This is a genomic window from Demequina aurantiaca (assembly GCF_050598105.1).
Lineage (GTDB): Bacteria > Actinomycetota > Actinomycetes > Actinomycetales > Demequinaceae > Demequina > Demequina aurantiaca_A.
On sequence record NZ_CP192436.1, the window covers coordinates 733,683 to 748,431 of the forward strand.

Genomic DNA, 14,749 nt, shown 5'->3' on the forward strand with positions numbered 1-14,749 from the left:
GTCGCTACTTGGAGTCCTCTGCGTCCGGATCGGAGGCAGCCTCGTGCTCATTCTGCAACTTCACCGCGGCGGCGAGGTTGGACACGGGATCCGTGCCCAGGAGCGAGCGCAGGTCGTCGAGGTAGCCGGTGATCGACTCGCGTTGACGGTTGAGCTCGTCCACCTCGCGTGACGCCATAGTGCGCTCGCGCTCGGCATCGCTGACGGCCTCGGAGATGATGGTCTCCGCGTGCTCGCGGGCATCGGACACGATCTCGTCGGCGTTGTTGCGCGCATTGGTGAGCAGCGTCTGAGAGTGGACCTCCGCCTCGGAACGGACTGTCTCCGAACGCTCGAGAGCGGCGGCGAGTCGGTCCTCGGCCTCGGTCGCACGCTCCTCCGCGTCCGCGACCAGAGCGGCGGACTCGCTCTTGGCGTCCGCGTAGCGTTGCGACAATTCCTGCTCCGCGGCCTCGCGGCGCTGAGCGACCTCGACCTGCAGGTCCTCGCGAGTGCGTCGGGCGTCGTCCCGGGTGGACTCGGCCTCCCGGTGTGCGTCCGCGCGCTCCTGAGCGGCGGCGGCCGATGCGGTATCCGTCGACTCCTTCGCGCTTGCCACGGCACGCGCCGTAGTCGCCTTGGCGTCGCGCTCGGCGGCGGCGCGCAGTTCGGCGGCCTGTTGGCGAGCGGTGGCAAGAGTGGTCTGCGCCTCGGTGACGAGCTGCTGCGACTGCTCCTCCGACTGCTCGCGCAGCGCGGTGACCTCGGCGTCGGTGTTGGCACGCAGGTCGTTGGTGTCGGCCTCCGCGGTGGCACGCAGCTGAGACACTTCGGCATCCACGGTGCGTCGCAGGGTGGTGGTGTCGCTGTCGGCCTTGGCCCGCAGCTGGTCCGTCTCCCGCTTCGCGGTGCTGCGCAGTTCCGCGACGTCGTCGCGGGCCAGGGTGCGCAGGTCCGTGACCTCGGCCTCGACCCGCGCACGTAGCGACTGGGTCTCCTCCTCGGTGACCGAACGGAGGTCGTCGGTCTCGCGCTTGGCGATGGCACGCAACTCGGCCACCTCGCGGTCGGCCACGGCGCGCATGGACTTGACGTCCTGCTCGGTGCTGCTGCGCAACTCATCGGTCTCTCGGTTAGCGAGGGCCCGTAGCTCTTGCGTGTCGCGGGTAGCGAGGGCGCGCATGGACTTGGCGGCTTGCTCGGCCCCAGCGCGCAGTTCGTTGGTCTCCTGCTCGGTGAGAACGCGGAGTTCGTCCGCTTCGCGCTGTGTGGTCTCGCGGAGCGCGCTGGTTTCCTGCTCGGCGAGTGCGCGGAGTTCGTCGACCTCGCGCTGCGTGTTCTCGCGGAGTTCGTCTGCTTCGCGCTGTGTGCTTTCGCGCAGTGCGCTGGTTTCCTGCTCGGCGAGTGCGCGGAGTTCGTCCGCTTCGCGCTGTGTGCTTTCGCGCAGTGCGCTGGTTTCCTGCTCGGCGAGTGCGCGGAGTTCGTCTGCTTCGCGCTGCGTGTTCTCGCGGAGCTCGTTGGTCTCCTGCTCGGCGACCAAGCGGAGTTCCCCGAGCTCGCGCTGCGTCCGATCGCGAAGCTCCTCCGCGTTGTGCTCGGTGACGGCGCGAAGTTCGCTGGTCTCGTGCTCAGTGATGTTGCGGAGCTCGTCGGTTTCGCGCTTCGTGACGCTTCGCAACGAGTCCGTCTCCGCCTTCGCGGTGGCGCGAAGCTTGGCGACCTCGTCGCCCGCCTCGGTGCGCCAACGGGCAACCTCGCTGGCCGCTTCCTCACGCATGCGTTCGACTTCGATGCCCGCGTTCTGCAGGGCGGCGCCGGCCTCCTCGCGCAGCGAGGCAGCATCGTTCTCAGCGGTCATACGGAGGTCGGAGGCCTCTGCCTCTGCAATGCTGCGCAGGCGCACGATGTCGGAGTCGGCTTCCTTGCGCAGTCGCGCGGCCTCAACGGTCGCGGCCTCGAGACGGCTAGCGGCCTTGGCCTTCTTGTCCGCGGACTCCGTGCGGGCCACTTCCTTGATGCGGACGACGTCTTCCTTGGCGGCGATCAGCAGCGCGTCCGCCTCCTCGCGGATCCGAGCGTCGTCGGCGGCAGCGGTCTCGGCGATCTTCTCCGCCTCGGCGCGTGCCGCTTCCACGAGTTCCGAGGCCTCGCGCTGGCTCTTTACTCGCAGTTCCGTAGTTTCGCGTTCGGCACTCGCGCGCATCGTGTGCACGTCGCGCTCGGCGCCGGCGCGGATCTCTGCGACGTCCGCCTCGATGGAGCCGCGTACGCGCTCTGACTCACGGCGCGCCTTGTCGACGAGTTCCGCACTCTGCCTCTCGGCTGATTCGCGGACGGATGCGGCGGATCCCTCTGCCTCTGTCTTCACCGTCTCAGCGCTGCGACGGCTCTGCGCGAGAATCTCAGCCACCTCGTTGTCGGCGCGTGCGCGTAGCTGCTGGGCGGCCACGGTGGCGCGGGCCACAGTGTCCTGCGCGTGAGTGTTCGCGCGCGCTACGACGTCAGAGGACTGCTCCTCTGCGGAGCGCAACAGCTGCTCGACGCGCGAGCCGAGGCCCTTGTAGGTGGGCTGGTCGTTCTCGCGCAGCGTCTTCTGAGCCTCGTCTAGCGATGTTCGTGCTTGCTGCGCCTCGCTGCGCGCCTGCTGCTCAGCCTGCTGCGCACCGCGAACCGAATCCTCGAGCCGCGCAATGTGGGCGGCGACCGCTTCGCGATCGAATCCGCGCATTGTCACTGGAAACGGGAGGTTCTCTTCCGACATTTTTTCTCCTTCGGCGCTCAACGCGCAATCGTACCCAGGGTAGTCTGCGCGCGGGAGCGTGACAAAGCGACATTTCGCCGTCGTCGCGCGTTTACTCGTAGAGTGTTCTAGACGGAATGGAGATTTACGTGTCACTGCGCACAACTGGGCTGATTGCCGGAGTCATCGGCGTGATCCTTCTCATAGTGGGATTCGTGGCGGACTCGGTACGCCCGCCGGAAGACGTCGTCGCTCACGCCGACGTCGATACTGCTGTGGTTGTTTACCAGCCGGACTTCCTGACCATCTCTCCCGAGGGTGACCTCTCGGTGCAGGGCGAGGGCGGGATCGTCGCCTACACCGCGCGGCCGGTGGACGCCGAAGCGTGGCTCGCCACCGTCGACTACACGGAAGTGACCAGCCTTCCCGACTGGCAGGTACTGGGCACGCGTGACGTAACCGTTCCGGCCCCCACGCCGTCTCCTGCGCCCTCCGGCTCCGCGAGCGCATCGGCCTCGCCGTCTCCTTCCGAGACTGCGGAGCCGAGCGCGTCACCTAGCCCCTCCGTTAGCCCCTCGCCGGTCGCGGTCCCTACGGAGACTGACCCGTTCGTGTCCGCAGAGGGTCGCACCACCGACATCTGGCGTGAGGGCTTCACCGGCACCGACACTCTCAGCATCGCCATCGCCAGCGTGCCCGCCGGGCAGACGCTGGTCGTCATGAGTACCGATGGCGCCGCACTCACGGGCACCGACGTATCCCTGACCCGCGTCGTAAACGACGACTGGATCACCCCGCTGCTCTGGTGGGGCGCGATCCTGGTCCTCGCCGGCCTGGTAGCGCTGGTCGTGCTGTTCATCGATCTGCGCCCCGCGCAGTCTCGCGGCGAGTCCTGGATGGCTTCGCGCAAGTCCGGGAACAAGGACGATGCCGAGTCAGGTTCGCGGCGTTCGCGTCGCGCCGCAGGTGCCGTCATCCCGACGGCGAGCCTGGACGACGCGCCCGCCATCACCGACGGCGCGAGTGAAGCGGATGACTCAACTGGCTCGGTGCCAGCCGACGAGGCCGCCTACGTGTCCACTGTGGATGAGGAGACTCCCGCGGACGACGCAGAAGACGCAGACAGCGCAGACGATGCGGGCAGCCCCGACGCCTACGAGCCCACTGAGGACGAACCCGCTGACCATTCGGATTCCGAAGGAACGGAGGACCGCTCATGAGGCGCATCACTGTATTGACCGTGGCCGCAATCGGAGGCGTAGTGCTGGTGGGCTGCACGCCCGCCGTGCCCGTCGCAGGCGTCGCCGCACCAGTAGAGGTGACGGCGGCGACGACCGAGGAGCAAGGCGCCCGCGTCCAGGAGGAGACCTTCGCGGAGCTCGCCGCGGCGGACGAGGAGTATTCCACGGCGGAGATGGGCGTACGCGTGGGTGGCGACGCGTTGCTCATGCGTCGAGCCGAATACAAGCAGGCCAAGGAAGACGAAAAGGTCACCCCCGAGGTGCTGCCGTCCGAGATGCAGGCCGTCTACGTCTCGAGCGCGGAGACCTGGCCGCGCCTCATGGTGACAGTGTCTGAACAGCCGAGCGAGGACACGACGCCGGTGGTGTCGGTCTGGGTTCAGGACGACGTCGACACGCCCTATCAGCTGCGCAACTTCGCCCACATGGTGCCCGGCGCCACCCTGCCCGCGATGCCCGGCCCCTCGGTGGGGGCGGACCAGCTCGCGATGGATACCGACATTGGGGACTCCTCCCTCCAGGCCGTCTTGGAGAACTACCTCACGCTGCTCGACGAGGGCGAGGACAGTGACCTCAACGAGACCTTCGCGGAAGACAGCTACCGCAATCAGTTGTTCGCGAATCGCGCCGCGCTGACCAAGGTAGCCAAGACCGCAGACGGCAAATACGCCGATGAGATCGGTCCCGTGCAGGACGGAACGTACGCCATGGCCACGGCGGACGGCGGTGCGCTGATCTTTGCGCCCGTGAGTATGACGTCGTCGGTTTCCGTAGAGGACGCCAAGGTGACCATCCCCGACGCGGACGAGCCGCTGGTGGATGGCAAGATAGTCGACAAGGCGACGTACGAGTACATCGACATGGTGATCATGTACGTCCCGCCCGCAGACAGCGAGGACCTTCCCGCAGTCGTGGCGGCACAACACCGCCCCATTCGAGTGAGCCCAGACGGAGCAAAGTAATGTCAGTTAGTCCCGAACCCGCAATCATGCGAGGTGCGGTTGATCTTGCCGCGCTCGCAGCGCAGCAGCAACGTGCCGCGACCAAGCCCGCAGACTCGCCCTCGATCGAGTTGACGGAGGAGAACCTCCAGGACGTCGCCCAGCAGTCGGCGCAGGTCCCGGTCATCGTCGCCTTCGTGTCCGCCACGTCGGCCGCGAGCACCGAAGTCGCCGCGCTCCTCGACGCCTTGGCGGCGGAATACGGCGGCAAGTTCTTGCCGGCGCAGTGCGACGTCGACGCCCAGCCAGGAATCGCGCAGGCCTTCCAGATTCAGGCGGTGCCCTCCGTGGTGGCCCTGATCGGCGCCCGCCCCGCGCCGCTGTTCCAGGGCAGCGCGCCAGAGGAGCAGTTCCGAGAGGTGCTGGACCAAGTGCTCGAGGTGGCCGCGCAGGCGGGCATCAACGGCGCACACGCCGCCACCGAGGCCCCCGCGGAGCCTGCGGCGGAGCCGGAGCCCGAGCCGTTGCCGCCGCTGCACCAGGAGGCGTTCGACGCCATCGAGCGCGGGGAGTTCGAGGCCGCTGAGGCCGCGTACGACCGCGCCCTGGTCGAGAACCCCAAGGATGCTGACGCTCGAGCCGGTCGCGCACAGGTGCGACTCATGGGCCGCACTCTTACGGCGGACCTCGCCGCGGTGCGCAAGGCCGGCGCGGAGAACCCGGACGACCCCGCAGCGCAGATGGCGGTGGCGGACATGGACATCGTGGGCGGCCAGGTCGAAGACGCCTTTGTGCGTCTGCTCGACACCGTGCGCGTGACTCAGGGCGACGAGCGCGAGGAGCTGCGTCAGCGGCTACTCGAGCTGTTCGATGTAGTCGGCAGTGCCGACGCGCGCGTGCTCAAGGCACGTCAGTCGCTCGCGTCGGCACTGTACTAGCGCGTTAGGCCTTCCTCGGGGTGAAGATCACCGCGCCCAGCGGGGGTAGGCGCACGGTGGCGTTGGCGGGGAAGCCGTGGGTCGACTTGGCCTTGGCCTTCACGCTGCCGAGGTTTCCGACGCCGGAGCCGCCGTAGATCTCGGCATCCGTGTTGAGAATCTCGTCCCAGTCGCCGGCCATCGGCAGCGCCAGCTTGTAGTTCTCGTGCGGAACGCCCGCAAAGTTGATCACGACCACCACCGGGGACCGGTTGTCGTCGTACCGGATGAACGACAGCACGCAGTGCTGAGAGTCGTCGGCGTCGATCCACTGGAAGCCGGCCGAACTCGAGTCGTCCTGCCATAGCGACGGGTGATCCTTGTAGACCTTGTTAAGGTCGCGCACCAGGTCCTTGAGGCCGCTGTGAAGGTGGTCTTCGAGCTGCCACCAGTCCAGCGAGCGGCCCTCGGACCATTCCGCCTCCTGGCCCATCTCGCAGCCCATGAAGAGGAGCTGCTTGCCGGGGTGGGTCCACTGGTATGCGTACAGCGCGCGGGCGCCGGCGGCCTTCTGCCAGTCGTCGCCGGGCATGCGTTCCCACACGGAGCCCTTGCCGTGCACGACCTCGTCGTGGCTGATGGGCAGCATGAACTGCTCGGAGAACGCGTACATCAGCGAGAACGTGACCGAGTGGTGGTGGTACGACCGGTTCACGGGGTCTTCGCCGACGTACTTGAGGGTGTCGTTCATCCACCCCATGTTCCACTTCAGGCCAAAGCCCAGTCCGCCGACATTGGTGGCCTGGGTGACTCCCGGCCACGCGGTCGACTCCTCGGCAACCATGACGATGCCGGGGCAGTTGCGATACGCGGTCGCGTTCGCCTCCTGCAGGAACGCAATCGCGTCCAGGTTCTCGCGACCGCCGTGAATGTTGGGTCGCCACTGTCCGGGCTGGCGCGAGTAGTCCAGGTACAGGATCGACGCGACGGCGTCCACGCGCAGTCCGTCGGCGTGGAACTCCTTGAGCCAGTAGACGGCGTTGGCCACCAGGAAGTTGCGCACCTCCGGGCGCCCGAAGTCGAAGATGTAGGTGCCCCAGTCGGGCTGCTCGCCGCGTAGCGGGTCGGGGTGTTCGTACAGCGGGGTGCCGTCGAAGCGTCCCAGCGCCCACTCGTCCTTGGGGAAGTGCCCGGGGACCCAGTCGAGCAGGACGCCGATTCCCTCTTGGTGAAGGGCGTCCACCAGGAAGCGGAAGTCGTCGGGGGATCCGAACCGTGAGGTGGGCGCGTAGTAGGACGTCACCTGGTAGCCCCAGGAGCCGCCAAACGGGTGCTCCATCACGGGCATGAACTCGACGTGGGTGAATCCGAGTTCCTTGACGTAGTCCACGAGTTCGGTGGCGAGCTCGCGGTAGCCCAGCCCCTGGCGCCACGAGCCGAGGTGAACCTCGTACACGCTCATGGCCTCACGGTGTGGCTGGCTGTCCGCGCGGGCTTCCATCCACGCGTCGTCGTTCCACGCGTACGTGGTCTCGGTCACGATCGAGGCGGTCTGCGGCGGCACCTCGGTGCGTCGCGCCATCGGGTCCGCCTTCTGCTGCCAGCGGCCGTCCTTGCCTAGTACCTCGTACTTGTACGACGTGCCGTCGCCGATGCCGGGGACGAACAGTTCCCATACTCCGGAGGAGCCGAGGGAACGCATGGCGTGAGTCGCGCCCTGCCACATGTTGAAGCCGCCGACCAGGCGAACGGCCCTGGCGTTAGGCGCCCACACCGCGAACGCGGTTCCGTGCACCTCGCCGAGCACGGACTCGTACGTCTTGACGTTCGCGCCAAGAACGTCCCAGAGGCGCTCGTGGCGTCCCTCGCGGATCAGGTGCAGGTCGAGCTCCCCGATCGCGGGCAAGAATCGATACGGGTCGTCAGTAACGACGGGCGCGCCGTCGTACGTGACGTGAACGCGATAGTCCGGAGACTCCGTGCCTGGCACATACGCCACCCACACGCCCTCGTACTCGTGGGTTGCGGGGAACGTGCCATCGAGCGTCTCGATCTGAACCGACGCTGCCATCGGCCGTAGCACGCGCACGGAAACGCTGTCGGGCCCCACGTGCGGCCCGAGGACCGCGTGAGGCTCGTGGTGCGTACCGAGCGCGATGTCGTGCAGGATCGCCTTGTCGACGCCATTAGGCATGTTTAACCACCAACCAGTAGAAGGACTGTGGACCGAACGTCAAACGTAGCGTGCCGTCGTCGCCTACGTCCTGGAACGGTGTCTTGGAAACGATTGTCTTGACCTTGCCGCCGGCGTAGTCCTCGAGAGTCAACAGCGCAGTCGACTGGTGCGTCGAGAAATTCATCGCCACCAGTACGGACTCGTCCTCGTGAGTGCGCAGGAAGGAGAACACCGCAGGGTTGTCTGACGGGACGTCCTTGTAGCCGCCGTCGGAGAACGCGGGGTGCTCATTGCGAGCCTTCAGCACCCGGCGCAGCCAGAACAGCAGCGACGTGGGTTGCATGAGGGAGCGTTCCACGTTGACGCCGTTGTAGTGGTGCAGCAGCGACTGGACGGTAGGCAGGTAAAGCGCGCCCGGGTCCGCGCCGGAGAAGCCGGCGTTGCGGTCGGGGGTCCACTGCATCGGGGTGCGTACCGAGTCGCGGTCGGGCAGCCAGACGTTGTCGCCCATCGCGATCTCGTCGCCGTAGTAGAGGCAGGGCGTGCCGGGCAAGGACAGGATCAGCGCGTGCGCTAGTTCGAGCGCCTGCTCCGAGTTGTCCAGCAGGGGAGCGAGCCGTCGGCGGATTCCGGTGTGCGCCTTCATCTGCGGGTGAGGCGCGTACCAGTCGAGCATCTGGTGCCGCTCGTCCTCCTCCACCATCTCGAGCGTGAGCTCGTCGTGGTTGCGCAGGAACGTCGACCACTGGCCGTGGGCCGGCGGCACTGGGGTGTTGTGGAGCACCTCGCGCAGGCGGGTGGCGTCCTCGGCTTTGATGGAGTGGAAGATGCGCGGCATGACCGGGAAGTGGAAGCACATGTGGCATTCCGGCTCTTCCTCGGTGCCGAAGTATTCGGCGGCCTCGTGCGGGGGCTGGTTTGCCTCAGCGAGCAGGATCGCGCCGGGGAACTCGGTGTCCACCATCTTGCGCAATTCGCGCAGGAACTGGTGCGTGCGAGGGTCGTTCTCGCCCGCGTTGTCCTCGTCCTCGAACAGGTAGGGGACGGCGTCCAGGCGGAAGCCGTCGATGCCCTTCTCCAGCCAGAAACGGGCGATGTCGAACATCTCGCGCTGAACGGCGGGGTTCTCAAAGTTGAGGTCGGGCTGGTGCGCGTAGAAGCGGTGCCAGTAGTACTGCTCGCGGTGCGCGTCCCACTCCCAGTTGGAGGTCTCAACGTCCGTGAAGATGATGCGCGCGTCGGTCCAGACCTGGTCCGTGTCCGACCACACGTAGTAGTCGCCGTACGGGCCGTCCGGGTCGGTGCGAGACGCCTGGAACCAGGGGTGCTGGTCAGAGGTGTGGTTCATCACCAGGTCAATCGTGATGCGCATGCCGCGCTGGTGCACCTCCTCGATGAGTTCCTCGAAGTCACGCATGGTCCCGTAGCGGGGGTCGATGCCGCGGTAGTCCGCCACGTCGTAGCCGCCGTCGCGCATCGGCGAAGGGAAGAAGGGAGGCAGCCACAGGGCGTCCACGCCCAGCCACGCGAGGTAGTCCAGCTTGTTGATCAGCCCGCGGAGATCGCCGATGCCGTCGCCATCACTGTCGTGGAAAGCCCGGACCATGACCTCGTAGAACACCGCGTTGCGGTACCAGAGGGGGTCATTGGTGAGATCACGTTCGCGCTTGGGAAGGGAATTCAACATATCCTTCATGACTTATCTCACCTCAACAACGTGCGCCGTTGTCACCATGGGGTCTAGCCGCACGTAAAACTCGCGACCCCAGGTGTAAGTTGCCCCCGAGAGAGCGTCATCAACGGTGATGTGGTCCTCCTCGGTTAGTCCGATGGCCGCCATGTCGAAGGTCACCACCGCATCGTGCACGACGTCCGCGTCGAAACTCACGACGGTGATGACCGCGTCGGCCTTCCCGGTAGGTGAGTCGGCGGCGCTCACGAAGCGGCTGAAGCACAGGATGTTCGGATTATTGGTCGTGTGGACGTGCATCCCACGTTGCCTGCGCAGAGCCGGGTGCTTGGCGCGCAGCGAGTTGAGCGTGGTGAGCAGGGACTCGATTCCGTAGTCGTCGGCGCGGGACCAGTCGCGCGGCTTGTACTCGTACTTCTCGTTGTCGATCTGCTCCTCGGCGCCAGGCCGGGGGACGTCCTCGACGAACTCGTAGCCGGTATAGATGCCGTAGGAGGGGGACGCCGTTGCCGCGAGGACCGCGCGCATCTTGAACATCGGCGCGCCGCCTCGTTGCATGTCGGGCGTGAGGATGTCATGCGTGGTGGGCCAGAAGTTGGGGCGCATGTAGAACGAGCTCTTGCCCGCAAGTTCCTCGAGGTACTCGCCCATCTCCGCGGCACTCTGGCGCCACGTGAAGTAGGTGTAGCTCTGGTGGAAGCCAATCTTGGCGAGCGTGTGCATCATCGCGGGGCGGGTGAACGCCTCGGACAGGAAGATCACGTCCGGGTGGTCCTTCGCGATGTCCGCGAGCAGCCACTCCCAGAACGTCAGCGGCTTGGTGTGCGGGTTGTCCACGCGGAACAGCGTGACGCCCGCGTCGATCCATACCTGCAGCACGTCGCGCACGGCCTGCGCGACGCCGTCCGGGTCGTTGTCAAAGTTCAGGGGGTAAATGTCCTGGTACTTCTTGGGAGGGTTCTCCGCGTAGGCGATGGTCCCGTCGAGCTGGGTGGTGAACCACTCGGGGTGCTCGGTGACCCAGGGGTGATCCGGGGAACACTGCAGCGCGAGGTCGAGGGCCACCTCGAGGTCGAGTTCCCGAGCCTTCTTCACGAAGGTCTTGAACGTGCGCATCGTGCCCAAGGCAGGATGAATCGCGTCGTGCCCGCCCTGCTCCGCGCCGATCGCGTAGGGGCTTCCGGGGTCTCCCGGTTCGCAGGTCAGCGAGTTATTGCGGCCCTTGCGATGCGTGATGCCGATGGGATGAATGGGGGTCAGGTACACGACGTCGAAGCCCATCGCCGCGATGCCAGGAAGTCGCTTGGCAGCGGTGGTAAAGGTGCCCGACGTCCACGCGCCCGTGCGCTTGTTCAGCCGCGCGCCCTCGGAGCGGGGGAAGATCTCGTACCAGGACGAGGCCAGGGCCATCTCGCGCTCGACGTTCAGCGGATAGTCGCGAGAGATGGTCACCCAATCGCGCAGCGGGGCCGCGGTGAGCACGGCCTTGACGGCATCGGAGACAGCAGGAGCGAGGCGCGCATCGGGCGTCAACGCCTTGTTCGCGAGCGCTGTGATGGCCTCCCTCAGCACCTTCTGCCTGGCGGCGGGGCGCTTGACCTCCGCGACGGCACGAGTGAGTACCGCGACGCCCTCGTCAAGCATCAGGTGGACGTCCACCCCGGCCGGAATCTTGAGCTCCGCGGCGTGTGCCCACGTCGCGTACGGGTTTGACCACGCCTCGACGCGGAAGTGGTGCAGACCCTCACGCGAGGGAACAAATGACGCCTCGTAGCGCGCATTGCCAAAGTCGTCGAGCGGCATCGGGAGAGTGGTGTCGGTGCCGTCAGGGAGGGTGACGACCACCGTCGCGCCCTCGGCATCGTGGCCCTCGCGGAAGATGGTCGCCGTAATGGGGACGGCCTCGCCGACCACCGCCTTGGCGGGCCAGCGGCCCTCCTCGAGCGATGGCTGGACGCCGACAATCGGAATGCGGCCTACGGACATGTCGCGTGCGTGCTCCATGCACCGAACTTACCGGTCATTGGTGCCAGTGTGTAGCCACATCGCGGGTACGAGCACAAAGGTTCCACATATGGGCGCTCGCGGCGGCCCTCGCCGCTACCAACTCAGATACAGCCGCAAGCTCGCGGCGGTCATCTCCTGCTGCTGCCCTGGTTCGATGAGTTCCTCGGTGGCCTCGGAGGGCGACTCCCACGCACTGTCCCACACCAGTTTCCACAGCGGGCCGTTGTCCGCCGGGAGAGTGATGGCCGCACCCTCCCGCGAACCGTTGATCACGACCAGCGCATCCGCCTCGCCCTCGGTGGGAATTGACCGCATGAACTGGAGTGCGCGGGTCGACGGGTCATCCCACCAGCCCTCGTCCTCGTGCGAGCCGTCGGCCTTGAACCAGGCGGAGTCCGCACGGAACTTCTGGTCGGTGGGGTCCTGGTCGACACCGTCGTAGAACCTGGACGGGCGCAGCACCGCGTTGTCGCGGCGCAGGTGGATGAGACTGGCGATGGTGTCGCGCAGGTCGTTCTGCCAGTCCGCCAGGTCCCAGTTGACCCACGAGATCTCGCTGTCCTGGCAGTATGCGTTGTTGTTACCGCCCTGGGTGCGGCCAATCTCGTCGCCCCCCAGCAGCATTGGCGTGCCGGCGGCCACCAGCGTGGTGCCGAGCAGGTTACGTAGCGACTTGCGCCGCGCGGCGAGGATCTCCGGATCGTCCGTCGGGCCCTCGGCGCCGTGGTTGTAGGACCGGTTGTTGTCGGTGCCGTCGCGGTTCTCCTCCTCGTTCGCCTCGTTGTGCTTGCCGTTATAAGCGGTGAGGTCGTAGCCGGTGAAGCCGTCGTGAGCCGTCACGAAGTTGACTGACGCGACGGGGCCGCGCATGCCCCACGGCTCGGAGTGGCCGAAGAGGTCGGAGGAGCCCGCGAGCCGGGTCGCGAGTTCGGGCGCCGTGGGGTGGTGGCGGCCGCCGTTCTTTCCGACTCCGGTCTGGAGCCACCAGGTGCGGGCGTAGTCGCGGAACCTGTCGTTCCACTCCGACATGGGCTGCGGGAAGTTGCCCACCTGCCAGCCGCCGAGTCCCACGTCCCACGGCTCTGCGATGAGCTTGACGCCGCTGAGCACGGGGTCGGTGATCAACGCGACGAGGAAGGGGTGGTTGGTGGAGAAGCCCTGCCCAGTACGGCCCAGGGTCGCGGCCAGGTCAAAGCGGAATCCGTCCACGCCCATTTCGGTCACCCAGTGGCGCAGCGAATCCAGGGCCATCTGAGTCACGCGCGGGTGGCCAAAGTCGAGCGTATTGCCGGTACCGGTGGTGTCGTCGTAGTGCGCGGGGGCGTGGGACTGGTTGCGGTAATAGCTGAGGTTGTCCAGGCCCTTCCAGCTGAGCACCCGGTCACTTGAGGAGCCCTCGGACGTGTGGTTGTAGACCACGTCGAGGATGACCTCGAGGCCGGCCTTGTGGAGTAGGTCCACCATGCCGGCGAATTCCTCCTGGACGGCCTGCGCGCCGGCCGCGCGAGCCTCGGCGGTGGCATAGGCGGCGTGTGGCGCGAAGAATCCCAGAGTTGAGTAGCCCCAGTAGTTGGTGAGGCCCGCGTTTTCCAGGTGGGGTTCGTTGGCGAAGGCCTGGATGGGCAGCAACTCCACCGTGGTGACGCCCAGATTGGTGAGGTATTCCACGGAGGCTGGGTGTGCGAGGCCGGCGTACGTGCCGCGCAGGTGCTCGGGCACGCCGGGCATGAGGTGGGTGAAGCCCTTGACGTGAATCTCGTAGACGATCGAGTCGACCCACGGCACGTGCGGGCTGGGGTGCTTCCAGTCGTGCCCGGTCCTGGTGGTGACCACCGAGCGGGGCATCGCGGGGGCGGAGTCCTCCTCGCCACGGTTACTCAGCAGAACCTTGGACGCAGGCTCGCTCATGTTGGCGATGGTGCCGTCGATGCCGCGGCCGTAGGGGTCAAGTAGCAGCTTCGCGGGGTTGTAGCGGTGGCCGCGCTTGGGTTGCCAAGGCCCGTGGGCGCGCAGGCCGTAGCGCTGGCCCGCGTCGATGCCGGGAATGAAGGCGTGCCAGTTGCCGGTGGTCGGTCCCACCAGGTCGATCCGCGTCTCGCCGCCGTCGTCGTCAAACAGGCATAATTCGACGCGGTCGGCGTGTGCGGCGTAGACGCCGACGGTCACGCCACCTTCCACTAGGTGCACGCCAAGACGGTGCGGGGTGGGGGACGGTTGGGTGGTGTGCGCGGAGACACGCTCGTTTGTCATTGCACTATTGTGCAGGATGCCAGTGATGCGACGGTGTACTCCGCGTGTCGTACGAGGAACGCCAGGTTGCGTGTTGCCCTACGCTGGCGTCATGAAAAGTGCACGCTTCCTGCGGATGCGCCGAGAGGCCATCGGCTTCGCGATCGGCTCCACGTTCTTCTTCATCGGGCCATTGCCCTGGTACGCCGACGCGGTGGGGGCGGCCAACGCCAACCTCACCTTCTTCATCGGCTCCATCTTCTTCACCACTGCCGCGACACTGCAGCTACTGCTCGCGGGGCGGCGCCCGCCGTGGAAGTCGACCACCTCCGGCGACGCGCTCGACTGGTGGGCCGCGGCCGTCCAGTTCGTCGGAACCCTGCTCTTCAACATCAGCACCTTCCGCGCGTGGCAGGCCTCCATCGACACTCCCGACGCCATGGGAGTCGGATGGAGCGCCGATGCGTGGGGCTCGGTGGCCTTCCTGGTCTCGAGCGGCTTCGCACTGGGCGCGCTGCGCCGAGCCCACGAGCTGTGGGACATCAACGCCCGCACGCCCGCCGCGGTGTGGGCGGGCATGGCGGGCTCCGTCGCCTTCGGATTCTCCGCCGTCGGCGCGTACGTCCTTCCCAGTACCAACGCGCTCGCGAACCTGACGTGGGTCAACGTCGGCACCTCGTTCGGCGCGTTGTGCTTCTTCACGGCCGCCGTCGTCACGCGGCCCGGAGTGATGCAGGAGGAGGCGTCTGCCCCGACCGAGTAGGCGCAGCGCCCCCAAAAATCGAGAAAAGCCGCCACGGACCAGTTGGTCCGTGGCGGCTTTTCTGTG

At 66.8% G+C, this 14,749-nt stretch carries 9 protein-coding genes; 4 read left to right on the forward strand and 5 right to left on the reverse strand.

Features of this window, described 5'->3' with window-relative positions:
* Nucleotides 1–4: 4 nt before the first annotated feature.
* The gene (locus tag ACQU6B_RS03295) at nucleotides 5–2,740 is read right to left on the reverse strand and encodes a hypothetical protein (RefSeq protein WP_430868620.1); all 2,736 of its coding nucleotides are present in this window, start codon (nucleotides 2,738–2,740) and stop codon (nucleotides 5–7) included.
* A 128-nt stretch (nucleotides 2,741–2,868) separates the two neighbouring features.
* Between ACQU6B_RS03295 and ACQU6B_RS03300 the strand changes: the two genes are divergently transcribed.
* Genes ACQU6B_RS03300 through ACQU6B_RS03310 form a run of 3 tightly spaced genes read left to right on the forward strand, consistent with a single transcriptional unit; the run spans nucleotide 2,869 to nucleotide 5,839 of the window.
* The gene (locus ACQU6B_RS03300; protein WP_430868621.1) at nucleotides 2,869–3,939 is read left to right on the forward strand and encodes a hypothetical protein; all 1,071 of its coding nucleotides are present in this window, start codon (nucleotides 2,869–2,871) and stop codon (nucleotides 3,937–3,939) included.
* Entirely contained in the window at nucleotides 3,936–4,922 is a 987-nt protein-coding gene (locus tag ACQU6B_RS03305) for a hypothetical protein (RefSeq protein WP_430868622.1), read from the forward strand. The genes ACQU6B_RS03300 and ACQU6B_RS03305 overlap by 4 nt, the downstream gene beginning before the upstream one ends.
* A complete protein-coding gene (locus tag ACQU6B_RS03310; RefSeq protein ID WP_430868623.1) occupies nucleotides 4,922–5,839 on the forward strand; it encodes a tetratricopeptide repeat protein in 918 nt (305 codons plus the stop codon). Before ACQU6B_RS03305 ends, ACQU6B_RS03310 begins: the two co-directional genes overlap by 1 nt.
* A gap of 4 nt (nucleotides 5,840–5,843) precedes the next feature.
* Here ACQU6B_RS03310 and glgB read toward each other — a convergent pair whose 3' ends face one another.
* The 4 genes from glgB to glgX form a co-directional block, all read right to left on the reverse strand.
* Nucleotides 5,844–8,012 carry a 1,4-alpha-glucan branching protein GlgB gene (gene glgB, locus ACQU6B_RS03315; RefSeq protein ID WP_430868624.1) on the reverse strand — a complete coding sequence of 723 codons (2,169 nt, stop codon included), beginning with the start codon at nucleotides 8,010–8,012 and terminating at the stop codon, nucleotides 5,844–5,846.
* The gene (gene treS / locus ACQU6B_RS03320) at nucleotides 8,005–9,690 is read right to left on the reverse strand and encodes a maltose alpha-D-glucosyltransferase (protein ID WP_430868625.1); all 1,686 of its coding nucleotides are present in this window, start codon (nucleotides 9,688–9,690) and stop codon (nucleotides 8,005–8,007) included. The genes glgB and treS overlap by 8 nt, the downstream gene beginning before the upstream one ends.
* 3 nt (nucleotides 9,691–9,693) lie before the next feature.
* A complete protein-coding gene (locus ACQU6B_RS03325; RefSeq protein WP_430868626.1) occupies nucleotides 9,694–11,688 on the reverse strand; it encodes an alpha-1,4-glucan--maltose-1-phosphate maltosyltransferase in 1,995 nt (664 codons plus the stop codon).
* A gap of 96 nt (nucleotides 11,689–11,784) precedes the next feature.
* Nucleotides 11,785–13,941, reverse strand: a complete 2,157-nt coding sequence (glgX, locus tag ACQU6B_RS03330) for a glycogen debranching protein GlgX (protein ID WP_430868627.1) — start codon at nucleotides 13,939–13,941, stop codon at nucleotides 11,785–11,787.
* A 91-nt stretch (nucleotides 13,942–14,032) separates the two neighbouring features.
* Between glgX and ACQU6B_RS03335 the strand changes: the two genes are divergently transcribed.
* The gene (locus ACQU6B_RS03335; RefSeq protein WP_430868628.1) at nucleotides 14,033–14,683 is read left to right on the forward strand and encodes a hypothetical protein; all 651 of its coding nucleotides are present in this window, start codon (nucleotides 14,033–14,035) and stop codon (nucleotides 14,681–14,683) included.
* Nucleotides 14,684–14,749: the final 66 nt, after the last annotated feature.

Coding starts and splice junctions, on each gene's coding strand:
- ACQU6B_RS03295 (WP_430868620.1), bottom strand. CDS start 2,740: ATGTCGGAAGAGAACCTCCCGTTTCCAGTGACAATGCGCGGATTCGAT.
- ACQU6B_RS03305 (WP_430868622.1), top strand. CDS start 3,936: ATGAGGCGCATCACTGTATTGACCGTGGCCGCAATCGGAGGCGTAGTG.
- ACQU6B_RS03310 (WP_430868623.1), top strand. CDS start 4,922: ATGTCAGTTAGTCCCGAACCCGCAATCATGCGAGGTGCGGTTGATCTT.
- glgB (WP_430868624.1), bottom strand. CDS start 8,012: ATGCCTAATGGCGTCGACAAGGCGATCCTGCACGACATCGCGCTCGGT.
- treS (WP_430868625.1), bottom strand. CDS start 9,690: ATGAAGGATATGTTGAATTCCCTTCCCAAGCGCGAACGTGATCTCACC.
- ACQU6B_RS03325 (WP_430868626.1), bottom strand. CDS start 11,688: ATGGAGCACGCACGCGACATGTCCGTAGGCCGCATTCCGATTGTCGGC.
- glgX (WP_430868627.1), bottom strand. CDS start 13,941: ATGACAAACGAGCGTGTCTCCGCGCACACCACCCAACCGTCCCCCACC.
- ACQU6B_RS03335 (WP_430868628.1), top strand. CDS start 14,033: ATGAAAAGTGCACGCTTCCTGCGGATGCGCCGAGAGGCCATCGGCTTC.